A 20,385-nucleotide genomic window follows, 5' to 3' on the forward strand; every position below is an offset into this window, starting at 1 on the left:
CCTGCGGGAAGAACGTGCCGAAAAACGGGAGAGCAGCGTTCGCGGTCGACCGGCCGCGGCGACGCGGTCGTCGACTACTCGTAGAGCGGGTTGGCGTCGCAGAGGTCGGCGACTTCGGCGCGGACGTCCTCGATGACGGCCTCGTCCTCGGGGGCGTCGACGACGCGGGCGATCAGGTCGCCGACTTTTCGGCAGTCGTCCTCGTCGAAGCCGCGGGTCGTCAGCGCCGGGGTGCCGGCACGGATCCCACTGGGGTTAAAGGGCGAACGCGTCTCACCGGGGACGGTGTTCCCGTTGAGGACGATGCCCGCCTCCTCGAGGGCGTCCTCGGCGTCACCGCCGGAGGTGTCGGGGTGGCTATCGCGCAGGTCGACGAGGACGAGGTGGTTGTCGGTCCCGTCCGAGACCAGCGAGAAGCCGTTTTCGGAGAGGCTCTCACCGAGCGCCTTCGCGTTCGCGACCGTCTGCTCGGCGTACTCGGTGAACGCAGGCTGAAGCGCCTCCTTGAAGCCGACGGCCTTGCCGGCGACGTTGTGCATCAGCGGGCCACCCTGGCCGCCGGGGAAGACGGCGGCGTCGATGTCGTCGGCGTACTCCTCGTCGCACATCACGATGCCGCCGCGACCGGCGCGGATCGTCTTGTGGGTCGAGCCGGTGACGAAGTCGGCGATGCCGACCGGCGAGGGGTGGACGCCCGCGGCGACGAGCCCGGTGATGTGGGCGATGTCCGCGAGGTGGTAGGCGTCGACGTCGTCGGCGGCCGCCTGGACGCGTTCGAAGTCGATCTCGCGCGGGTACGCGGAGTAACCCGAGACGATGATGTCCGGGTCGAACTCGGCGGCGTGGGCCGCGAGGGCGTCGTAGTCGAGGTAGCCCGTTTCCGGGTCGACCTCGTACTGTTCGACCTCGTAGAGCTGGCCCGTGAAGTTCGCCGGGTGGCCGTGACTGAGGTGGCCGCCGTGGTTGAGATCCAGCGACAGGATCTTGTCGCCGGGCTCGAGCATCGCGAAGTACACCGCCTGATTGGCCTGCGTACCCGCGTGGGGCTGTACGTTGACGTGGTCGGCACCGAACAGTTCCGTCGCGCGGGAGATCGCGAGTTCCTCGACCTCGTCGGCGTACTCACAGCCGCCGTAGTAGCGCTCGCCGGGGTAACCCTCGGCGTACTTGTTGGTCAGGGCGCTACCCTGCGCGTCGATGACGGCCTCGCTGGCGTGGTTCTCGCTGGCGATCATCTGGAGCGTCTCGCGCTGGCGATCGACCTCGCCCTCGAGGGCGTCGGCGACGGCGGGATCGACGTCCCGTACCTTGTCGTGGTCCATGTTCGGAGTGGGGACTGGCGGCCGCATAAGTGTACCTTTCCTCGGTAACACGCGTCGCGATACCGGCCGCCGGCGACCGGCCCCCGCACCTCGACCGGCCGAGTTCGTGAGGATATCACGCCCCGATACAACTAACTTGTCGGAGTGACATTCAGCTAACCGAATGATAGAGTGGGCGGTAGACGGCGACACCCTCCACGTCACCGACGCGGACAACGCCGAGTTGGCGGTCACCGGTGACGAACTCGTCGTCGACGGCTCCGGGAAAGACATCCCGCGTCCGATCGACGACACCATCGTCGTGACGACTGATGAACTCCGATTCCCGCACGCGGTCGTCTACGCGTTCTCGGTCGGCGCCGAGGACGGCCACGAACTCGATCCTTGCGGCGAGCCCCTCCCGTTGTCCCCCGGCGAGTACGTCGTCGACGTCGATACGGAGATCAAGTCCTATCTGCGGTTCTCGGGGGCCGCGACGATCGCGAAGACCGACGATTACGAGGAAATCGTCGTCTCGTTCCCCGAGCGGACCCGGGTCGTCCTCGGGGTTCGGTGCCGACACGAGTTTCCCGCCGGGACGATCACTGTTCCCGATTCCCCGCCGGCGATCGCGGAGGCCGTCACTCACATGGCCGGCTCGCACAAGACCGACGGCCCGGACCGGAGCTATCCCACGCTCCGCGGTCATCCCTCGCTGATCGAACGCGGGACCGAACTCAGGATTCCCGACTGCCTCCGGGTCGCAACCCCTGATCACGGAATCGAGCTAGTCGTCCCACCCGACTACGAGTCGCTGTACGTCACTGCACCGCTGGCGTACTACCTGCAGGCGACCGTTCGGACGACCGGCGAGGTCCTCGGGACCCACACCGGCGCGGCCCCGAACCGACCGCGGCTCCGGATCCCCGACCGGGGGATCGACGTCGAACTGGCCGCGATGCCCGACCTCGAGCGCGACGTCGAGCGGCTGCTCCGGAAGACCTTCTTCCTCGATTGCCTCGTTCGCAACGTCGGTCCCTACGGGACGAACCTCGCCGAACGCAGCCTGCTCGAGGCCCTCGAACTCGACGCCGAGCGTCTGTACGACGCCGACCCGCGGGAACGTCTCGCCGCGTATCTCGACGTGCCCTACGCGGCGATCAAACACCGCCTCCCCGACTGGCATCTCTCGACGTACGTCGAGCCCGAGTACGACAGCGTCGAGACCCTGCCGTTTCTCCTCGACCGACTGAGCATGGTCTACACGCCTCGGGCCTCCGAACTCGAGGGTCAGGAACTCGTCGAACGCTCGCTCGAGGACTTCTACCGGGGCGACGAACCCGGACCGGTGCGGTCGCCGTCACCGGGCGCAAACAGAGCGAGCGGCGGGCAGGTGGCCTCCGTCGATATCGTCAAACCCGACCTCCGGGGCGGCCGCACGCACGGCTGGCTCGCCGACGGCGTCCCGATCGACGTCTTCAAATCTGCCCCCGAAGCCTACCACAACCGCCTCGAGTTCCTCGAGCGGGCCAGCGACGCGACCTCGATCTGTGTCGTCCTCAACGACCCGGAGATGGCCGGTGAACACGACGACGTCGCGGCCATTTACCGCCGGCGCTCTCAGGAGCTGTCGATGGATGTCACCGTCGCGGAGTCGCTCGAGACGGCCGCGTTGGCCCGGGTCTTCGAAGACGACCACGACTTCGTCCACTACATCGGCCACTGCGAAACCGGCGGCCTGTGCTGTCCCGACGGAACGCTTTCGGCCTCGAGCCTCGATCGCTGCAACGCCCAGACGTTCTTTCTCAACGCCTGTGGCTCCTACTACGAGGGGCGGGAACTGATCGAGAAAGGCAGCGTCGCCGGCGCGGTCACGTTCACCAAGGTCCTCAACGATCACGCCGTCAAGGTCGGCTCGACGTTCGCCAAGCTGTCGGTCCACGGGTTCAGCATCGAGCGCGCGATGGGACTCGCTCGGCGGCGCATCATGATGGGCAAAGACTACGCCGTCGTCGGTGACGGCACCCACTCGCTGGTCCAGGGCGAACAGCGGCTCCCGACGACCGCGACCCTCGAGGAACTCGAGGACGACAGCGAGAAGGAATATCTGCTGACAGTCGACTGTTACTCGACCCGGGCGACCGGCTCCTACTACTTCCCCCACACCGAAACCAACGACTACGCCTACCTCTGTGGCAACGAGTCGAGTTTCACGCTCACGGCGCCGGAACTGGTGACGATGCTCAAAGAAACGGAGGCGGCGGTGATCTACGACGGGGACATCTACTGGTCGACGGAACTGTGGCCCCGGTTCGATCGCTGACTCAGGGTCCGCCGTACGTACTCACACGCTTTGCTTCGAGGGCCATCGCCGGCGGCGATCGACCACGGACGGTTCCCGTCGTGGTTCGGACCCGTTCGGCCAACTCGTGAACGACCCACCACAGCCGGTTGTGTGGAACGGCCATACGATACTGTAATACATCGACACGTGTATATAATTATTGCTGATAGTAACCCAACAATAGGACGCGGTGTCGATCTGGCCGGCGTCGCGACCGCCGCTGTCCCTGCCCGAGTTCCACACGACAGTCGACAACGACCATCGGTGTTTCGTCGGCGAACTAACGGGATTCGGGACAAAAATTACCGGTACAGGCGCGCAGCCAACTGTTCTGCTGTGCAAACGGCCACCAAAATTAAGTACCGAGCTATCGATTACTTCTGTATAGGCATGACCTCGAATTTACTTAACCACCAGATTGACGATATCCTCGAGTCCGTCCTCGGGGATGTGACCGGGAACGTCTACATGGTCAACCCCTCGCGGGACGCCATCGAGGAGTTCGTCTCCGTCGCGACCGCCTTCGACGACGACCTGCCGTCGGTACACATGCTGGCCGACGAACGCACGCTCAAAGACGTCATGGACGACTTCATCGTCGCCTCGAACGCCGCGGACCTCATCAGCGAGGGGGCACTCGTCCTGCGGACGCTCGAGGAGGCGCCCGAGAACTCCCTGCTCGTCGGCGATGATCGGGTCGTCGCCATCGTCCACGCCGGCGACCGCGTCGGCGGGCTCGTCACCGACGACGAGAGCTTCGTCGCCGACACCTACGACACCTACGCCGACCGCTGGACCGACGCAAGCGAGTTCAACCTCCGGACGCCCCCGATCACCGACGTTCGCGAGACCCTCACCGACGAGATCAGCCCCGAGGCCGAGGCAGACTTCACCGCGATTCTGGACTCGCTCGAGACCGCCCGCGGCGACGGCGACGGGCTCGACGAGGTCACCATCTCGCTTTTGGTCGCCGCCAAGAACGAGGCCCTGCTGTACGACATCAGCAAGTGGGGCGAGGACGTCGGGATCGCCTCCAAGGCGACCTTCTCCCGGACGAAGACCAAGCTCGAGGACATGGGCCTGATCGACACCGAGAAGGTCCCGATCGACGTCGGTCGCCCACGGCTCCGCCTGAAGATCGGCGACGAGCGACTCAGCGAGGCCGACAACGGCCAGCTCGCGACGGTGGCTCAATCGATTCTCAACTAGCGAATTTTTGCGCTATCGCTCGAGAGAGCTTCGCTCTCTCGTCATCACGAAACGCCTCCGGCGTTTCGAACGACATCGCCGTTCGTCTTTTCGCGGCGCGAAGCGCCGCGCTATCGGGTAGCTGGCTCCCCTTCCCCGGGTCCCGCGCCCTCACTTCGCTCGGGACGCTCTCGGCAACCCGTGCTGATATGGTCGATGGGTGATAGGTGGCCAGTATGAACACGTCGCCGCTGACTCCCGAGGACGAATCCCTACTCGAGCGGGTCATCGAGACGAACGAGCGAACGGTCGATGAGAACTTCTTCGGCGGCGCACACATCGTCGCTGCGGGGGTCCAAACGGACGACGGCAGCGTCTACGAGGGCGTGAGTCTCCCGGCGAGCATCGGACGCGCCTCCGTCTGTGCGGAACCGACCGCGGTCGGATCGGCCATCGCTGACGGCTACCGACACGACGAACTCCGGACGTGCGTCGCCGTCGCCTACCCGATGGCGGACCACGAAGCGACCGAAGTCCGAGTCGTCCCACCGTGTGGCCCCTGCAGGGAGTTGCTGGCGGACTACAACGAAGACATGCGGGTCGTCGTCCCCGTCGGCGGTGAGAACCGAGTCGTCGCCGCTATCGATCTGCTTCCGACTCGGACGTGGTGAGTTTCACGCGGCGTCGCTACATGACGCAAATCCCAAGTCGTCGCCGCGAGAGTCCCGAAGTATGTACGAGGCCGTCCGCGCCCACCCCGACGGAGAGAGTACGGTCGCCAGATTCGCGAGCCGGGCGGCCGACTACGGCTACGAGGGCGTGGTCGTGCGCAATCACAGCGGCGCTCGAGCCGAGTACGATCCCGAGGAAATCCGCGAGGAGTACGGGATCGACGTCGTCGAAGGCGTCGAGATCCGGGCCGACGACCCGCAGGGAGCCAGCGGCGCGGTCGGGAACTACCGTTCGTCGGAAACGATCGTCGCCGTTCACGGCGGAACGACCGCACTGAATCGCTTCGCCGTCGAACAGCCGAAAGTCGACGTCCTCTCGCATCCGATGACCGGCGACGGCGACGTCAACCACGTGCTGGTCAAAGCCGCCGTCGAGAACGGCGTCCGCCTCGAGTTCGACTTCTCGGGAGCCCTCCGGGAGAGCGGCGGCCACCGCGTTCGAATCCTCCAGTCGCTGCGCAAGCTCCGAGAGATCGTCGAACACTACGACGCGCCCTACGTCGTCAGCGCCGAGCCGACCTCGCACCTCGAGTTGCGGGTCCCGCGCGAACTGAAAGCCCTGGGCGAGCAGCTCGGCTTCTCCGCCGAGTTCGTGGAAGACGGCCTCGCGGAGTGGGGTCGACTGGCCGAGCGCAATCGGCACGTCCACTCCGAGTCGTTCATTGAGCCGGGGGTCGAACGGGGCAGGTATGAAGAGGACGCTTGAGGAACACGCCGCCCGGTTCGACGAGAAGGCCGGCGAGTACGACAACTCGAAGTCCCAAGAGTACCACGCCTGTGCGACCCTCGTCGTCGAACACGCATCGCCCGCGGCCGACGAGGTCGTCCTCGACCTCGCGACCGGGACCGGCGCGATCGCGCTCGCGGTCGCCCCCGATGCAAAGCGGGTCGTCGGTCGCGACATCAGCGACGGGATGCTCGAGCAAGCCCGCGAGAAGGCCGCCGACGCCGGGCTCGAGAACGTCGAGTTCGGCCACGGCACCTTTCGCGAGCCCGACTACGACGGCCCCGTCGACGTGGTGACCTCGAACTTCGCCCTGCATCACCTCTCGGACGAGGAGAAACGCGAGGCGATCGCGGTCGTCGCCGACTTAGAGCCCCGGCGGTTCGTCCTCGGGGACGTGATGTTCTTCGGCGAGCCCGATCCCGACGACCCCTTCTACTCGCCCGAGGTGGACGACCCCGCGACGGTCGGCGTCCTCGCGGACGCGTTCACCGACGCCGGTTTCTCGCTGACAGCGGTCGAACGCATCCACGACCAGGTCGGCGTGCTGGTCGCCGAGCGGAGCCCGACGCCGGCCGTCGACGCGGCGACCGAGAAGTCATGAAGCACCTGCCGAAACACCTCCGGCCGCGATGGCGATACCTCGCGGTCGAACTCGAGACCTGGCCCGACGAGCGGATCGGGAGGCGGTCGTTCCAGCGCGAGCTGTGGTACGCGGGCCAGAACCTGCTGGGCGATCCGGGCAGCGCCGACGCCGACCTCTCGGTCGTCCGCTATGACTTCGCCGACGGACGAGGGGAGGCAATCGTCAAAGTCCGTCGGGGCGAGACCGAGCCCGCTCGGGCGGCGCTGGCCTGTCTCGACGAGGTAGACGGCGCGCCCGTCGGGGTCGCCGTCCGCGGTATCAGTGGCACGATCCGTGCCGCTGAAGAAAACTATTTACGGCGACGCGGGCAAGATTCGGAGGAGAGAAACGTCGTGTTCGGGAACGAAGAGCGAGTCGCCGTCCGCCGGGACAGCGTGGGGGACGTTCGACTCGATGAGGCGTTCGTGGGCGCGACAGACCTCGACTACGATTTAGCGTGATACTATGCAGGGACAAGCCCAACAGCAGGCGTACGACCGCGGCATCACGATCTTCTCGCCCGACGGCCGACTCTACCAGGTCGAGTACGCTCGCGAGGCGGTCAAGCGAGGCACGGCAAGCATCGGCGTTCGAACGCAGGACGGCGTCGTCCTGGCGGTCGACAAACGAGTCCCCTCCCCGCTGCTCGAGGACTCGAGCGTCGAGAAGATCCACAAGGCGGACGACCACATCGGCATCGCCAGCGCCGGCCACGTCGCCGACGCCCGCCAGCTGATCGACTTCGCGCGCCGCCAGACCCAGGTCAACCAGCTGCGCTACGGCCAGCCGATCGGCGTCGAGACGCTGACCAAGGAAGTCACCGACCACATCCAGCAGTACACTCAGGTCGGCGGCGCGCGCCCGTTCGGCGTCGCGCTGATCGTCGGCGGCATCCAGAACGGCGAGCCGCGGCTGTTCGAGACCGACCCCTCCGGGACCCCCTACGAGTGGAAGGCGCTGGCCGTCGGTGCCGACCGGGGGGACCTCCAGAGCTTCCTCGAGGAGAACTACGACGAGGACGCCGACTTAGACGGCGGCATCCGGCTCGCGCTGGACGCGCTCGCGTCGGTCAACGACGGCTCCCTGCTGCCAAGCGAGGTCGGTCTGGCGACCGTCGACGTCGAGACCGAGACCTTCGAACAGTTCGATCGGGACCGGATCGCCGACCACCTCGAGGAGAACGACCTCCTCGATACCGGCGAGGACGAGCCCGAAGACGACGAGTAACCGACCCGCCGCGGTCCGTTTTCGACGCGTTTTCCGCGTGCCGATCGCCCCACCACGAGCGACGCGGCCGACGCGGGCACTGCCGAACGGGTCGGAGCCGCGTCGAGTCGTGGCCGCGTTCGGGGGCCTATCGGGAAACACTCTTTTCACTGGCGGCGGAACCGTGTGATATGATTTCGCTCGACGAGGCAGTGACGGCGCGACTCGAGTCCCACGGGGCGCGCTTCGAAGTGTTGGTCGACCCGGACGCGGCACTGGCGATCAAACGTGGCGAGTTCGACGGCGAGTTAGAGGACGTGATCGCCGCCGAGGACGTCTTCGAGGACGCCTCGCGGGGCGACCGGCCCGCGGAGGCGGACCTGGAAAAGGTCTTCGACACCACGGAGCCACTCGAGATCATCCCCGAGGTCATCAAGGAGGGGGAGATCCAGATCACGGCCGATCAGCGCCGCGAGATGCAAGAACAAAAGCGCAAGCAGTTGATCGACACGATCACGCGCAACGCGGTCAACCCGCAGATGGACAACGCGCCCCATCCGCCCGAGCGGATCGAGAACGCCCTCGAAGAGGCCGGCGTCACCGTCGATCCGATGGAACCGGTCGAACAACAGGTCGACGACGCTCTAGACGCCCTGCGACCGGTGATCCCGATCCGGTTCGAGGAGGTCACCGTCGCCGTCAACGTCCCGGCCGATTACGCGGGCAGCGCACAGGCCAAGATCCGCCAGTTCGGCGACTTGGAGCGCGAGGAGTGGCAGTCGGACGGCTCGTGGATCGGCGTGCTGACGTTCCCGGCCGGCATGCAAAACGAGTTCTACGACGTGGTCAACGAACACACCAGCGGCGAGGCCGAAACGGAGATCGTCAAGGACAAAGACGATCTGAACACCCGCTGAGCGGGCGGGATCCGACGCGTCCCCGCCGTGTCGCTACCCTCGCTTGTAGCCGATCAGGAAGCCGCTGGTGAAGCCGACGCCGATCGACAGCGTCGAGACGGCCGACTCGAGCCAACTCCCCGTGCGGTTGCCCGACGAGAGCAACCCGGCGGTGAGGCGCTCGTAGTCGACGGTGACGATCCCTTCGGACTCGAGGAAGCGAAAGGCCATCAGTTCGACGCCGACGACGATCGCGAGTAGCTTCGCGATCTTCTTGGCGGCGTAGCCGATGAGGCCACCGACGAGCGCGCTGGCCCCGAACTCGAGGCCCAGCGTCGCCGGATCGAGATCTAGCATGTGGCCGTTGCATTCGAGTCGGTTCTCATGACTGTTGCGATCAGCGAGACGTTCGGATCCGTCCGGCCGGTCGGCGAGACCGTCTCCGTGGCGGGACCGGGTCCACGAGCGGCCGATCGCGGGACGGCACCGGGCACGGGATTCAAGGCGATCGGTCGCGTACGGACGGGCATGTGTCACGTCCGCCCGCGCCACGCAACGGAGGTGTTCGGCCGGCATCGTTAGCGTTTCCGGGATCACGCGGCGGTGTCCACACCGCCCTCGCGACCGTCGTCTCCCGACGGCGGCCGTCGGGGGCCACGAGCCACGCCGCTCGAGCGACCGCGCCCGATCACGGCCGCACCCGGGGACCACACAGCTACCCGCATGAACACGATCATTGCCAAACGCGTCGACTCGGGACCGCCCGACACGAGCGAAATCCGCGACCTCGCCCGCGCGGCGGGGTATACCGTCGTCGGTGAGGTCACCCAGTCCCGCCGGGCCGATCCGGCGCTGCAGATCGGCGAGGGGAAGGCCGAGGAACTCGCGGCGCTGGTCGAGGAAACCGACGCGACGACGGTCGTCTTCGACAACCGGCTGGGCCCCTATCAGACGTACAACCTCGGGCAGCTCCTGCCGGAGGGAGTCGAGGTCATCGACCGCTTTACCCTGATCCTCGAGATTTTCGGGCAGCGCGCCCAGACTCGGAAAGCGCAACTCCAGGTCGAACTGGCCGAACTCCGGTACGAACTTCCCCGGGCCGAGGCCAAGACCAGCCTCGCAAAGCGCGAGGAACACCCCGGGTTCATGGGGTTAGGCGAGTACGACGAGAGCCGCGAACAGGACATCAAGACCCAGATCAGCCGGATTAAAGACGAGTTAGAGCGAATCGAACAGACCGAACAGCAGCGCCGGGAGCGCCGGCGCGATTCGGGGTTCGATCTGGTCGCGCTCGCGGGCTACACCAACGCCGGCAAGTCGACCCTGCTGCGGCGGCTCGCGACCGATCTCGAGGTCGAGGAGAACGAGGACCTCCACCGGGATCTGGACCCGACTGCCGAATCGCAGGACAAACTGTTCACGACGCTCGGAACGACCACGCGACGCGCCGACATCGACCGCCGCGACGTGCTGGTGACCGACACTGTCGGGTTCATCAGCGATCTGCCCCACTGGCTCGTCGAGTCGTTCAAGTCGACGCTCGATTCGGTCTACCGGGCGGATCTCGTCTTGCTCGTCGTCGACGTCAGCGAGCCGATCGACGAGATCCACGAGAAGCTCGTCACCTCCCACGACACCCTCTACGAGCGCAACGAGGCCCCCATCGTGACCGTGCTGAACAAGATCGATCAGATCAGCGACGCGGAACTCGCCGAGAAACGCGAGGCGCTGTCCTCGCTCGCGCCGAACCCGGTCTCCGTCAGCGCCAAAGAGGGACTGAACGTCGACGGCCTGCTCGAGCGCATCGAGCGCGAACTGCCCGACTGGGAGGCCGAGCGATTGCTCTTGCCGATGACCGACGACACGATGAGCGTCGTCTCGTGGCTCCACGACAACGCTCGCGTCGACGACGTCACCTACGGCGACGAGGACGTCGTCGTCTCCTTCGAGGCGCGTCCCGCGGTGATCTCGCAGGCGCGCTCGCGCGCGAGCGAGCTGCGGACGGCCGCGGCCGAGTCCGCCTGACCTCCGGTCGTCCCGGTCGACGACCCTCACCTATAAATTACTGACTCGAGTCCGGTAGGATATGGAACCGGTTGCAATCATCGGTGCCTCGATGACCCAGTTCGGGCAACGCGAGGGGGAGTGGATTCAGGATCTCCTCGCGGAGGCCGGGATCGAGTGTCTCGAGGACGCTGGTGTCGACGCCGACGACGTGGACCACCTGTACGTCTCGAACATGGCAAGCGGCGAGTTCGAGGGCCAGACCGGCGTGCCGAACGCCTTAGCCCATGACCTCGACGCGATGCCGGCCTATACGCAACGGGTCGATCAGACCAGCTCGAGCGGCGGCGCGGGGATCTACGCCGCCTGGCAGTCCGTCGCCAGCGGGGCCAGCGAGATGACCCTGCTGGTCGGCGGCGAGAAGATGACCCACAAGACCACCGGGGAGGCCACCGACGTCATCGCGTCGCTGACCCATCCCGCGGAGTACAAACACGGCGTCACGCTGCCTTCCTTTGCGGGCCTGACGGCGCGTCACTACTTGGAGCGGTTCGACGCGCCCCGCGAGAGCCTCGCGAAGGTGGCGGTCAAGAACCACGAAAACGGCGTCGATAACCCCAACGCGCAGTTCCAGAAGAAGATCGACGTTGAGACGGCACTGGAGTCGCCGATCGTCGCCGACCCGCTGCGGCTGTACGACTTCTGTCCGATCACGGACGGCTCGGCGGCGCTGATGCTCTGTCCGGAGTCGGTCGCCCGGGAGTACACCGACGAGTACGCCGTCATCACCGGGATCGACGGCGCGACGGACACCCACGTCGTCCACGAGCGCGAGGACCCCACCGTCATGGGCGGGGTCGTCGAGAGCGGCAAGGGGGCCTACGAGATGAGCGGACGCGGGCCGGACGATATCGACGTGGCCGAACTCCACGACATGTTCACCATCCTCGAGTTCCTCCAGATGGAGGGGCTCGGCTTCGCCGAGCAGGGCGAGGCCTGGAAACTCGTCGAAGAGGGCTACACCGAACGGGACGGTGGCCTCCCGATCAACACCTCGGGCGGGCTCAAGTCCAAGGGCCACCCGCTCGGGGCCAGCGGCGTGGCACAGGGCGTCGAAATATACGAACAGGTCGTCGGCGAGGCCGGCCCCCGACAGGTCGACGCGGACGTGGGGCTGTGCTGTAACGTCGGCGGCTTCGGCAACTGCGTCATCACCACGATCATGGAGGCAGCACAATGACGATGGAAGCGACCCGCTACGACGACGGCTCGATCACCTACCCCGGCCACCCGCGCGGACCGGGCGGCTCGGAGCCGGTCGAAACGATCGACCTCAGCGAGTACACCGCCGAGGTCGTGACCTGGACGACCAGCACTGCGACGCCGCCGGGCGTCCGCCAACCGAACACGCTCGCGATCGTCGAGTTCGAGGTAGCGGGCGAGACGGTCCGTGCGATCGGTCAGGCGACGACCGACGACCTCGAGACGGGCGACGAGGTCCGGCCCGTCCACGTCGACGAACTCCGCGAACCCGGCGCGGGTATCAGGGAACCCGAGAGCCAGGCGTGGGACGGCTACCGGTTCGAACCGGTCTAACGACCGGGCAGTAGCGCGATTTTATTCTTCGGAAGACGAACGGCATCCCAGTCATCCGGCGTGCGGTGGCGCGCGCTGTCGACTGCCCGAACGACGGTGAGGGCAGTCGATGACATTGTGCGAGGGACGAGTGAGCGACTGCAAAGAGCGAACGAGTCGGCTGGGGAGGGTGTGGCAACTCCCCGTTGCCACGATAGCAGAACGCTTCTTCTCCCCCTTCATCGCGGGCGCCCCCGTAAGGAACGGGCGTCCGCAAGTTCGTCCCTCAGTTCTCGTCGCTCGAGCCGTCGGCCGTCCCGTCGTCGTTTTCGCCCCCGCTCGAGGCGTTCTCGTTCGCGGAATCCGCATCACTGTCGCTCGAGTCGTCCTCGCCGTACTGATCCCGTAGCGTCTCGAGTTCGGCGTCGACGTCGACGGCGGGGTCCGGCTCGCCGTCGGCGCCGTCCGGACCAGCGTCGCCCAGCGGCCCCTCTTCGATATCGATCGTGACCCCGCCCGCACCGTCCGATCGGTCCAGATCGGTCGCCTCCGTGTCCGTCTCCGCGGCCGCCCGAAGTCGGCTGTCGACGTCGTCGCGGAGTTCGCGCGCCTCCGCGAGGAGGTCGCGGGCCTCGTCGTCGGCGGGCAACTGTCCAGACGAGGCGGCCCGCTGGAGTTCCGAGAGGACGGTATCGAGGCTGGACAGCGTCGTCTCCCGGAGTCGGTCCGCTCGCTCGCCGGTCGACGCGGCGGCCGTCGAGGTCCGGGACCGGACCTCGCGTTCGGTGCGGACGACCCGGAGCCCGCGCTGGAACGCCTCGAGCGCGCGGACGCCGGTCTCGAGGACGGCCAGCGCCGCGGGGAGCGCGACTTCGTCGGTCACGCGCAACAGTTCCCGCGGTGTCGGCGGTCGAAGCGGCGGCCGGCGCGGCCCCGATTCCTCCAGTTCCGCTCGAAGCGCGTCGACCGTCCGCGTCAGTTCGCGAACGGCGTCGACGAGTTCGTCCTCGTGGTCGGCCATACGACACCTACGGCCGCCAACACGAAAAGTCGGGCGGTCGCTCGCCGCTCGAGCGACGGGTTACGCCGCCGACCCGAGACGGTCGGCCGAAACTACTACGCGATAGGATACGTCCACGGCCGAGAGTGACCACTCGAGTCAACTGTGGGACGAAAACGCACCCCTCGGACCGTCTGACGCCGATGTGACTCCAGGGATATCGGTGTTACGGCACAAGGTCTATATATCGAACGACCAATCCGTTCAAAGAGTAGCATCCATGGTCCAAGCCAGTACTGAGCTTCTCGGTGGCGCTGCGGTTACCGTCTTCCTCGCGCTCCTGTTCTTCGGCGTCGTCGTCCTCTGGGACGTCGCACTCGCGCTACGAAGTGTCGGCGACAAGATCGATAAACTCGAGGACAACATCGACGACGATCTAACCGATATCGCACACAGTCTGGACGGCATGTCGAACGCCCCCGGCGGGAGCGGGGGGACGCAACTGCACTTGAGCAGCGGCACGATCAGTTCGGGACCGAGCGTTACGGGACCGCAACAGGCCCAGCAGACCCAGCAAGCGGCTGCGGGGACCCGAGGCGCTGCGGCCGGCGGACCGAACCCGGCCGGTGGCCCACACCCGTCGCCGGGGCAACAGTCACCCGAACAGCCGACCGAGGCGGCCCGACGTGAGCCGGACGGCGCCGAGGAGGACTCGGTCGACGAACCCGCGGCGACCCCCGAACCGGACGAACCGGCCGACGCCGACGAGGTCGACACCGCGACGGCCGACGACGAGGGTCCCGTTCCCGACGAACCGGAGCGTCCGACCGAGGAGGCCGCCGCGGTGGACGAACCGACGGAACACGACGCGGACGAGACCGAGCCACACCCCCACGCCGAGCGCAACCGCGGCCGGTTTATCACCTCGCCGGACCGAACCGCCTGGTACGCCACGCCGCTGGACCGCGAGGCGATCGACGCGGCGCGGCCGTCGATCGCCGGCGCGCTCCCCGACGGCTCCGAGTCCGAGATCGACGACTCGGAGATCATCGCCGCCGGACCGGTCGATACTGCCTCGGACGGCGGCGCTGCCGCTGCGGCGAGCGAGACGGTGCGAGACGCCGGCGACGACGCCCGCGCTGACGAACCGACAGCGGCCGAATCGGACGACGTGACGGACGCCGAGTCTCCCGACAAGGACGCGGACGCATCGGACGCCGCCCCCCTTCCTGACGCCCCCGAGGACATCGACGTCCTCTCGTTCGAGGGCGGCGACGAGTCGGTCGACGAATCCGACCGCGATGTGGACGCAGCGACCGACCTCGAGCGGCCGACCGGTGACGGGAACGACGCCGACGCCGTTACGAAGCCGGAGACCACGGCACCCGACGCCGAGTCGGCAGATGGGACCGAGTCCGCGTCGGAACCGTCGAGCGCCGACTCCGACGCCGAACTGATCGATCCCGACTCCGGACCGTCCGACGGCGAGGCGGAACCGGAGGGACTCGCCGGGCTCGAGTTCGATGCCGAGGAGTTCGAGGCCGACGACGACGTCTCCCTCGAGGAGGCCGTCGACACCATGAACGAGGACGCACCGGCCCCGGAACTCTCGAGCCACCGGTTCGACGTCACGGCCGAGGAGACCGAGGGTAGTGCGGTCGTGACCCTCGAGTTCGGATCCGACACCGTCGATATCACGGGCTCGACGAAGCGGTTGCTCCAGTACCAGATGCAGAGCTTCGCAGACCGGGAGTCGACGCCGGAAGGGGAGGTGACGATCGACCGCGATCGGATCGTCATCGAGATTCCCGATTCGGACGGTGCGGCCGTCCGGCAGTGGGGCGAAGCGGCGGTCAGCATCGTCGACCGGACGCTGTACCTCTCGGACAACAGTAGCTAGCGCGGATCTGACGGCGCGACACCACCGACGATCCAAGCGTTTTTACCCACCCCGCACCCTCCAACCGGTGTGCGAATCGAGAACAGCTTCATTCCCGTTCGCGGCGTCGGAGAGACCACCGAGCGCCGGCTCTGGGAGAACGGCGTGACCCACTGGGACGAGTTCGACGGCAGCGTCGTCGGTTCGACGCTCGCGGAGCGGATCGAGACGTTCATCGAGGAGGGACGGACCCACCTAAAGCGCGGCGACATCTCGCCGTTCGCCGAGGCGCTGCCGGCCGCGAGCCGCTGGCGCTGTTACGAGAACGTCAGCGACGAGACCTGCTTTCTGGACATCGAGACGACCGGCCTCGACGCCACCTGTGAGGACGTGACGACGGTCAGCCTTTACCGGGACGGCGACACTACGACCTTCGTCAAGGATCGCGATCTCACCGCCGCCCGCCTCGAGCGCGAACTCGGCGAGTCGGCCCTGCTGGTCACGTTCAACGGCCAGCGGTTCGATGTCCCTTTCCTCGAGACGTGTTTCGACGTCTCGATCGATGTCCCGCACGTCGATCTCATGTACCCCTGCAAGAAGCTGGGGTTGGACGGCGGGCTGAAGGCGATCGAACGCGAAATCGGCATCGACCGCGACAGGCCGGAACTGAGCGGCCGCGACGCCGTCCGCCTCTGGCACGAGTACGAAAGCGGCGACGAGGGGGCCCTCGAGACCCTGGTCGAGTACAACCGGGCCGATACCCGCAACATGGAGCCGCTGATGGAACACGTCGCGGACCGGCTGCACGAGGACGTCTTCGAGGCGGCGACGGCCGGCGACTGACGCGACTCGGTCTCGATCTCTCCGACCGCGAGTGAGTAGCTATACGGGCCCGTCTCTCCTACGTTTCCGCCGATGACCGACTACGATTACGCGACCGAGATTGACGTACGGCTCCGCGATATCGACTTCATGGGGCATGTCAATAACGCGATCTACGCGACCTACCTCGAGCAGGCCCGCGAGGCCTACTTCCGAGACGTCCTCGGAATTTCGCTCGAGGAGACGACCACGGTCCTCGTGAGCCTCGAGATCGAGTACGAGCGACCGATCGAGGCCGACGAGACGGTCACCGTCGCACTCCGCGTGGCGGAACTGGGCGAGGCGAGTCTGCCGATGACCTACGAGATCCGCGCCGACGGGGAGCGGGCGGCGACGGCACGAACCGTGCAGGTGCTGGCCGATCCGGAGGGTGAGGGCTCGCGTCCGATTCCGGACGACTGGCGTCGACGGATCGAACGCCGGCGGGACTGACTCGTCACTCCAGGTCCGTCTCGGGGTCGGACACCTCGACCTCGCCGTCGCTGTCGACGACCACGTGATAGCCACAGAAGGGGAATTCGACGCGGCCGGTCGGCCGCTGTGTGCCGTTCGAGCGGGTCGCAAACAGCGCATCGAGCGCCTCGGGGTTGACGACGTCGTAGAGGGCCTCGTACTCGGGCGGTTCGAGGTCTACCGGATCGATGCCTTCCCGCTCGGCGACAGCGGCGATGATATCGAAACAGACTGATTGGCCGGCTGTCGCGTCGGAACGATCGACTGAGAGTAGCATTGGCCGGTCTCTTACTTCGATCGGATATAAATCCTCTGGCCCAAACCTAAATTGAATATACAGAACCCAACGTTAACGGTTGAGATAGTACACTAGTGTATTTATTGGATGCATAGTTATATATAATTCTAGTATATTCAAATATTCTAAAACTGTTCAGGGACCGACAGTCACGGAGAAATCACTGGTTACACCGTCGGTAACGTCGACTCACCGGGAACGGAAGGCCGAATGGCGGATCGAGGGGTACATGTTCGGGAAACCGCACTGGCTGATTCGGGCAGTAATGAGAGTACGATGAACTCCTTCTCGAGCGGGCGATCGACGGGCAACGGCGACGGGTTCGACGATCCCGAGGCGTTCGTTCCGGAACACCTCTCGGAGCCGGGACGATTCCTCGAGGGCCACGACCTCCTCGAGGGCGAGGATCACGTAGCCCTCCACGACGTCTCGCGGGAACTGTTCGAGGAACGAGGCGTCTACGACGCCACGTTCGGCTACAACCTGTCGCAGCGGGATCGCCATCGGGTGCTGCTGATCGGTCCGTAACCCGCCCGGTATCCCGTTCATGTCTCGGGGTTCGGCCCGGATCGTCGTCCCCATCCCCCGAACAGGTTCGGGGGGTACTGTTTGGCCGCTCGTGTCGTATCCTCGATTATGGAGACTGACCAGACCACGTCGACCGCGCCGCGATCGGTCGCGACCGAGGACCGCGACCCCGAGACGACTACCGTGACCGTCCGCTGTACCGGTCACGTCCGCACCGCCGTCGGGACCCACGAACTCGAATTCACCTTCGAGGGCGACCGCCTGCGGGACTTCCTCGAGAACTTCTTCGCGGTGTACGACCTCGAGAACATGCTCATCGCCGAGACCGAAGCCGACGCGACCCACAGCGGCTGGGCTCCGGTCCCCGACGACCTGCCCGGCACCTGGCGCAAGAACCCCGAGGGCGACCAGACCCGGCCCTACGCTCGCGTCTGTGTCAACGGCCGCTTCAACGAACACCTCGGCGGGTTCGAGACGGAACTCGAGGAGGGCGATCGCGTCGCCCTGATCTATCCGTTTATGTTCTGCTGTTGATACGGTTCGGCGTCGCTCCAGTCCGGTCCGACTCGGAACGAGAGGTGAATACGTTCGTCTCGGGACTTACCCCCGTCGACGGCCGAGTGACGACTATGACCGAAGACAGCTCCCGCGTCGAACCCCTGACCGCGGCGACAACGGCCACCCCGAGACCTCCGTCCGGGACGAACCCGAAACTGCCTTCGACGACCTCCGACTCGAGTACGTCGACCGGTGTGGCTGTGGCGGCCACGTCACCCGCGCGCACGTCCTCGCGGAGTAGATCGACCGACGGCGACGGCTCCTTGCAAACGTCTGCCTAGGGGCTATTCGCTCGCGTTTCGTAGCCCCGCCGATGAGTTCTCCCACGACGTCGATCGAGCAACCGGTCACCTGTCGGCACTGCGGGACGGAAAACGAACACCGCTATACGTACTGTCGACGCTGCACCGGCTACCTGCCGGCGCGGCCCGACTCCCAGCGCCACCCCGGCGGCTCGCACTGAACGGCCCGCTCGACCGTTCGCCGTCCGTCCTCGTCAGTCGGCTCCGGCCCCGGCCACGTCGCCGTCGGCCGACCCCGCACCAGCGACCTCCTCGTCGGTGAGATAACACTGCGGATCCGGCGCGAACAGATCGCCCGTCGTCGAAAGCGCCCGCAGCCGCGACGCGCCGCGACAGATCGACTTGTACTGACAGTCCGCACACTTGCCGTTCAGGCGCTCCTCGCGGTTCCGCAGGGCCTCGAGCAGCGGGTTCGACTCGTCCTCCCAGATCTCGCCGAAGGGCCGATCGCGGACGTTCCCGAGGCTGTAGCCCTGCCAGAACTGGGTGAGGTGGACGTTGCCCTGATAGTCGACGTCGGCGATCCGCTCGCCGGTCGGGTCGCCGCCGTTTCGCTCGAGGTAGTCGTAGACCGCCTGCGCTTTCGCCTCGCCGAACTCCTCGCGGGCGTACTCGACGAGGTAAGCCGCGTCGGCGTAGTTGCCCACCAGCAGCGTCTCGATCTCCTCGCCGCGGTCGTGATACTCGAGCGTGAGATCCGCGACCCGTGTGACCGCCTCGCGTTTCGCCTCGGGGGAGAGGTCGGCGTCGACGATCTCGGCGCCGCGGCCGCCGTAGTCCAGGTGGTAGAAACAGAAGCGGTCCAGCCCCTTCTCGGCCAACAGGTCAACCACCCCTTCGAGGTCGGGCGCGTTGGCCTCGGTGATCGTGTAGCGCAGGCCGGTCTTGAGTCCGACCTCGAGGGAGTTCTCGATGCCGCGGACGGCGGCGTCGAACGCCCCCTCCTCGCCGCGGAACCGGTCGTTGCGCTCGGGGAGGCCGTCGACCGAGATGCCGGCGTACTGGAGGCCGGCGTCTTTCAGGGCTGCGGCCTTCTCGCGGGTCAGTAAGGTCCCGTTCGAGGACAGGACCGGACGGATTCCCCGATCGGCGGCGTAGCCGACGAGTTCGATCAGGTCCTCGCGGACCAGCGGTTCGCCCCCGGAGAAAAGCAGGACTGGCGCGCCGAAGTCGGCGAGCTGATCGATGAACGTCTTGGCCTCGGCCGTCGAGAACTCGCCGGTCGCGGCCTGGTTCTCCGCGCCGGCGTAGCAGTGCGAACAGTAGAGGTTACACCGGCGTGTGGTGTTCCAGACGACGACCGGGCGGTGCTGTTTCTCGTCGGCGATCTGGGGCTTTTTCGACTCGTCGGCCGCGTCGTAGCGTAGTCCGTCACCCTCGGCGTCGAGATCACAGAGCAACTTACTGATCGAGATCACAGGCTGTTCACCTCCGACGCGCCGGCCGTCTCCTCGTAGACGCGCGGTTCGTCGTCGGCGTCGTCATCGTCGGCGTCGCGGGCGCCGGTGCCATCGCCGGGCCGTTCCTCGGCATCGGCAGCCAGTCCTCGCGTCGAGAACCGTTCGACCGATTCCGCAGGGCAGACCCACAGATCGACGGCGTACCAGCCGAACAGGCGAGCGGCGTGTTCGTGGACTTCCGTCGCGCTGGCCGCGGCGACGCTACCGACGTGGCGCATCGGATCGCCCGCCTCGTTGCGGACGAAGACCTCCCACTGGGGCGTCGGGTTCCCGCGTTCGTCGCTGTCGACCGCGGCGCGGCGTGCTTTCTCGACCATATCGGTGTCTTCGGGACGAAAACGAAGGCCGTTGCGCGACCTCCCAACGCACGGGAATTCCCCGCCCCCGGCCCGAACATCTTCCGGTCTTCCCGACCCGCAGGAACAGGAGCG

Annotated in this window: 24 protein-coding genes and 1 pseudogene; 18 read left to right on the forward strand and 7 right to left on the reverse strand. The window is 66.5% G+C overall.

The features are described 5' to 3' along the window. Positions 1-74 precede the first annotated feature (74 nt). On the reverse strand, positions 75-1,322 hold the full coding sequence (gene glyA / locus A6E15_RS09800) for a serine hydroxymethyltransferase (protein WP_076145872.1): 1,248 nt from the start codon (positions 1,320-1,322) through the stop codon (positions 75-77). A 163-nt stretch (positions 1,323-1,485) separates the two neighbouring features. Here glyA and A6E15_RS09805 point away from each other — a divergent pair, with 163 nt between their 5' ends. Next, positions 1,486-3,624, forward strand: a complete 2,139-nt coding sequence (locus A6E15_RS09805) for a hypothetical protein (protein WP_076145873.1) — start codon at positions 1,486-1,488, stop codon at positions 3,622-3,624. A gap of 1 nt (position 3,625) precedes the next feature. Here the strand turns inward: A6E15_RS09805 and A6E15_RS20920 are convergent, their stop codons facing one another. Continuing rightward, positions 3,626-3,769 carry a hypothetical protein gene (locus A6E15_RS20920; protein WP_175607233.1) on the reverse strand — a complete coding sequence of 48 codons (144 nt, stop codon included), beginning with the start codon at positions 3,767-3,769 and terminating at the stop codon, positions 3,626-3,628. A gap of 266 nt (positions 3,770-4,035) precedes the next feature. On the opposite strand from A6E15_RS20920, the gene tbsP reads away from it, so the two are divergent. From tbsP to A6E15_RS09845, 7 genes are all read left to right on the forward strand, one after another. Next, complete coding sequence (tbsP, locus tag A6E15_RS09815; protein ID WP_076145875.1) at positions 4,036-4,854, forward strand: transcriptional regulator TbsP; 819 nt, start codon at positions 4,036-4,038, stop codon at positions 4,852-4,854. 215 nt (positions 4,855-5,069) lie between these two features. Next, positions 5,070-5,504 (forward strand): cytidine/deoxycytidylate deaminase family protein, encoded by a 435-nt coding sequence (locus A6E15_RS09820; RefSeq protein ID WP_076145876.1) that lies wholly within the window; start codon positions 5,070-5,072, stop codon positions 5,502-5,504. 61 nt (positions 5,505-5,565) lie between these two features. After that, the gene (locus A6E15_RS09825; RefSeq protein WP_076145878.1) at positions 5,566-6,270 is read left to right on the forward strand and encodes an RNase P subunit p30 family protein; all 705 of its coding nucleotides are present in this window, start codon (positions 5,566-5,568) and stop codon (positions 6,268-6,270) included. Next, positions 6,254-6,892, forward strand: coding sequence for a class I SAM-dependent methyltransferase (locus A6E15_RS09830; RefSeq protein WP_076145880.1), 639 nt, complete (start codon positions 6,254-6,256; stop codon positions 6,890-6,892). The genes A6E15_RS09825 and A6E15_RS09830 overlap by 17 nt, the downstream gene beginning before the upstream one ends. Beyond that, complete coding sequence (locus A6E15_RS09835; RefSeq protein ID WP_076145882.1) at positions 6,889-7,374, forward strand: Rpp14/Pop5 family protein; 486 nt, start codon at positions 6,889-6,891, stop codon at positions 7,372-7,374. The genes A6E15_RS09830 and A6E15_RS09835 overlap by 4 nt, the downstream gene beginning before the upstream one ends. A gap of 4 nt (positions 7,375-7,378) precedes the next feature. Further along, positions 7,379-8,140, forward strand: coding sequence for an archaeal proteasome endopeptidase complex subunit alpha (gene psmA, locus A6E15_RS09840; protein ID WP_076145883.1), 762 nt, complete (start codon positions 7,379-7,381; stop codon positions 8,138-8,140). A gap of 170 nt (positions 8,141-8,310) precedes the next feature. Then, positions 8,311-9,036 (forward strand): ribosome assembly factor SBDS, encoded by a 726-nt coding sequence (locus A6E15_RS09845; RefSeq protein ID WP_076145885.1) that lies wholly within the window; start codon positions 8,311-8,313, stop codon positions 9,034-9,036. Between the two features lie 33 nt (positions 9,037-9,069). On the opposite strand, the gene A6E15_RS09850 is transcribed toward A6E15_RS09845, so the two are convergent. Continuing rightward, complete coding sequence (locus A6E15_RS09850; protein ID WP_076145887.1) at positions 9,070-9,372, reverse strand: FUN14 domain-containing protein; 303 nt, start codon at positions 9,370-9,372, stop codon at positions 9,070-9,072. 366 nt (positions 9,373-9,738) lie between these two features. Here A6E15_RS09850 and hflX point away from each other — a divergent pair, with 366 nt between their 5' ends. The 3 genes from hflX to A6E15_RS09870 all read left to right on the forward strand — a co-directional run bounded on the left by hflX (position 9,739) and on the right by A6E15_RS09870 (position 12,615). Then, positions 9,739-11,040 carry a GTPase HflX gene (hflX, locus tag A6E15_RS09860; protein WP_076145891.1) on the forward strand — a complete coding sequence of 434 codons (1,302 nt, stop codon included), beginning with the start codon at positions 9,739-9,741 and terminating at the stop codon, positions 11,038-11,040. A gap of 61 nt (positions 11,041-11,101) precedes the next feature. Further along, positions 11,102-12,259, forward strand: a complete 1,158-nt coding sequence (locus A6E15_RS09865; RefSeq protein ID WP_076145893.1) for a thiolase family protein — start codon at positions 11,102-11,104, stop codon at positions 12,257-12,259. Beyond that, on the forward strand, positions 12,256-12,615 hold the full coding sequence (locus tag A6E15_RS09870; RefSeq protein ID WP_076145894.1) for a nucleic acid-binding protein: 360 nt from the start codon (positions 12,256-12,258) through the stop codon (positions 12,613-12,615). Before A6E15_RS09865 ends, A6E15_RS09870 begins: the two co-directional genes overlap by 4 nt. Before the next feature lie 265 nt (positions 12,616-12,880). Here the strand turns inward: A6E15_RS09870 and A6E15_RS09875 are convergent, their stop codons facing one another. Beyond that, positions 12,881-13,615 (reverse strand): DUF7547 family protein, encoded by a 735-nt coding sequence (locus A6E15_RS09875; protein ID WP_076145896.1) that lies wholly within the window; start codon positions 13,613-13,615, stop codon positions 12,881-12,883. 259 nt (positions 13,616-13,874) lie between these two features. Between A6E15_RS09875 and A6E15_RS09880 the strand changes: the two genes are divergently transcribed. The 3 genes from A6E15_RS09880 (at position 13,875) to A6E15_RS09890 (ending at position 16,787) form a co-directional block, all read left to right on the forward strand. Beyond that, entirely contained in the window at positions 13,875-15,494 is a 1,620-nt protein-coding gene (locus A6E15_RS09880; RefSeq protein ID WP_076145898.1) for a hypothetical protein, read from the forward strand. A 69-nt stretch (positions 15,495-15,563) separates the two neighbouring features. Continuing rightward, entirely contained in the window at positions 15,564-16,316 is a 753-nt protein-coding gene (locus tag A6E15_RS09885; protein WP_076145900.1) for a ribonuclease H-like domain-containing protein, read from the forward strand. A 72-nt stretch (positions 16,317-16,388) separates the two neighbouring features. Then, complete coding sequence (locus A6E15_RS09890) at positions 16,389-16,787, forward strand: acyl-CoA thioesterase (protein WP_076145902.1); 399 nt, start codon at positions 16,389-16,391, stop codon at positions 16,785-16,787. Positions 16,788-16,791: 4 nt separating this feature from the next. Here A6E15_RS09890 and A6E15_RS09895 read toward each other — a convergent pair whose 3' ends face one another. Further along, positions 16,792-17,085 carry a HalOD1 output domain-containing protein gene (locus tag A6E15_RS09895; protein ID WP_049964392.1) on the reverse strand — a complete coding sequence of 98 codons (294 nt, stop codon included), beginning with the start codon at positions 17,083-17,085 and terminating at the stop codon, positions 16,792-16,794. 297 nt (positions 17,086-17,382) lie between these two features. Here A6E15_RS09895 and A6E15_RS09900 point away from each other — a divergent pair, with 297 nt between their 5' ends. The 4 genes and pseudogenes from A6E15_RS09900 to A6E15_RS20925 all read left to right on the forward strand — a co-directional run bounded on the left by A6E15_RS09900 (position 17,383) and on the right by A6E15_RS20925 (position 18,655). Continuing rightward, positions 17,383-17,634, forward strand: coding sequence for a hypothetical protein (locus A6E15_RS09900; protein ID WP_394329271.1), 252 nt, complete (start codon positions 17,383-17,385; stop codon positions 17,632-17,634). Positions 17,635-17,742: 108 nt separating this feature from the next. After that, entirely contained in the window at positions 17,743-18,168 is a 426-nt protein-coding gene (locus A6E15_RS09905; RefSeq protein WP_076145904.1) for a MoaD/ThiS family protein, read from the forward strand. 133 nt (positions 18,169-18,301) lie between these two features. Continuing rightward, a pseudogene (locus A6E15_RS21395) lies at positions 18,302-18,433 on the forward strand (CGCGG family rSAM-modified RiPP protein); the annotation flags it as partial. 72 nt (positions 18,434-18,505) lie between these two features. Then, positions 18,506-18,655, forward strand: a complete 150-nt coding sequence (locus tag A6E15_RS20925; protein ID WP_175607234.1) for a DUF7577 domain-containing protein — start codon at positions 18,506-18,508, stop codon at positions 18,653-18,655. Positions 18,656-18,688: 33 nt separating this feature from the next. Here A6E15_RS20925 and A6E15_RS09910 read toward each other — a convergent pair whose 3' ends face one another. Together A6E15_RS09910 and A6E15_RS09915 are read right to left on the reverse strand one after the other, a co-directional pair. Further along, positions 18,689-19,912, reverse strand: a complete 1,224-nt coding sequence (locus A6E15_RS09910) for a TIGR04347 family pseudo-SAM/SPASM protein (RefSeq protein ID WP_076145905.1) — start codon at positions 19,910-19,912, stop codon at positions 18,689-18,691. Next, positions 19,909-20,271, reverse strand: coding sequence for an Htur_1727 family rSAM-partnered candidate RiPP (locus A6E15_RS09915; RefSeq protein ID WP_076145907.1), 363 nt, complete (start codon positions 20,269-20,271; stop codon positions 19,909-19,911). The genes A6E15_RS09910 and A6E15_RS09915 overlap by 4 nt, the downstream gene beginning before the upstream one ends. Positions 20,272-20,385 lie beyond the last annotated feature (114 nt).

It is taken from the genome of Natrinema saccharevitans (assembly GCF_001953745.1).
Classification (GTDB): domain Archaea; phylum Halobacteriota; class Halobacteria; order Halobacteriales; family Natrialbaceae; genus Natrinema; species Natrinema saccharevitans.

What these genes read in the sequence shown, in the direction of transcription:
- A6E15_RS09835 (WP_076145882.1), top strand. Translation starts at nt 6,889, where the DNA reads ATGAAGCACCTGCCGAAACACCTCCGGCCGCGATGGCGATACCTCGCG.
- A6E15_RS20920 (WP_175607233.1), bottom strand. Translation starts at nt 3,769, where the DNA reads ATGGCCGTTCCACACAACCGGCTGTGGTGGGTCGTTCACGAGTTGGCC.
- A6E15_RS09900 (WP_394329271.1), top strand. Translation starts at nt 17,383, where the DNA reads ATGAACTCCTTCTCGAGCGGGCGATCGACGGGCAACGGCGACGGGTTC.
- A6E15_RS09850 (WP_076145887.1), bottom strand. Translation starts at nt 9,372, where the DNA reads ATGCTAGATCTCGATCCGGCGACGCTGGGCCTCGAGTTCGGGGCCAGC.
- A6E15_RS09870 (WP_076145894.1), top strand. Translation starts at nt 12,256, where the DNA reads ATGACGATGGAAGCGACCCGCTACGACGACGGCTCGATCACCTACCCC.
- A6E15_RS09895 (WP_049964392.1), bottom strand. Translation starts at nt 17,085, where the DNA reads ATGCTACTCTCAGTCGATCGTTCCGACGCGACAGCCGGCCAATCAGTC.
- tbsP (WP_076145875.1), top strand. Translation starts at nt 4,036, where the DNA reads ATGACCTCGAATTTACTTAACCACCAGATTGACGATATCCTCGAGTCC.
- A6E15_RS09820 (WP_076145876.1), top strand. Translation starts at nt 5,070, where the DNA reads ATGAACACGTCGCCGCTGACTCCCGAGGACGAATCCCTACTCGAGCGG.
- A6E15_RS09915 (WP_076145907.1), bottom strand. Translation starts at nt 20,271, where the DNA reads ATGGTCGAGAAAGCACGCCGCGCCGCGGTCGACAGCGACGAACGCGGG.
- A6E15_RS09805 (WP_076145873.1), top strand. Translation starts at nt 1,486, where the DNA reads ATGATAGAGTGGGCGGTAGACGGCGACACCCTCCACGTCACCGACGCG.
- A6E15_RS09875 (WP_076145896.1), bottom strand. Translation starts at nt 13,615, where the DNA reads ATGGCCGACCACGAGGACGAACTCGTCGACGCCGTTCGCGAACTGACG.
- A6E15_RS09830 (WP_076145880.1), top strand. Translation starts at nt 6,254, where the DNA reads ATGAAGAGGACGCTTGAGGAACACGCCGCCCGGTTCGACGAGAAGGCC.
- A6E15_RS09865 (WP_076145893.1), top strand. Translation starts at nt 11,102, where the DNA reads ATGGAACCGGTTGCAATCATCGGTGCCTCGATGACCCAGTTCGGGCAA.
- A6E15_RS09825 (WP_076145878.1), top strand. Translation starts at nt 5,566, where the DNA reads ATGTACGAGGCCGTCCGCGCCCACCCCGACGGAGAGAGTACGGTCGCC.
- A6E15_RS20925 (WP_175607234.1), top strand. Translation starts at nt 18,506, where the DNA reads ATGAGTTCTCCCACGACGTCGATCGAGCAACCGGTCACCTGTCGGCAC.
- A6E15_RS09890 (WP_076145902.1), top strand. Translation starts at nt 16,389, where the DNA reads ATGACCGACTACGATTACGCGACCGAGATTGACGTACGGCTCCGCGAT.
- glyA (WP_076145872.1), bottom strand. Translation starts at nt 1,322, where the DNA reads ATGGACCACGACAAGGTACGGGACGTCGATCCCGCCGTCGCCGACGCC.
- A6E15_RS09845 (WP_076145885.1), top strand. Translation starts at nt 8,311, where the DNA reads ATGATTTCGCTCGACGAGGCAGTGACGGCGCGACTCGAGTCCCACGGG.
- psmA (WP_076145883.1), top strand. Translation starts at nt 7,379, where the DNA reads ATGCAGGGACAAGCCCAACAGCAGGCGTACGACCGCGGCATCACGATC.
- hflX (WP_076145891.1), top strand. Translation starts at nt 9,739, where the DNA reads ATGAACACGATCATTGCCAAACGCGTCGACTCGGGACCGCCCGACACG.
- A6E15_RS09880 (WP_076145898.1), top strand. Translation starts at nt 13,875, where the DNA reads ATGGTCCAAGCCAGTACTGAGCTTCTCGGTGGCGCTGCGGTTACCGTC.
- A6E15_RS09905 (WP_076145904.1), top strand. Translation starts at nt 17,743, where the DNA reads ATGGAGACTGACCAGACCACGTCGACCGCGCCGCGATCGGTCGCGACC.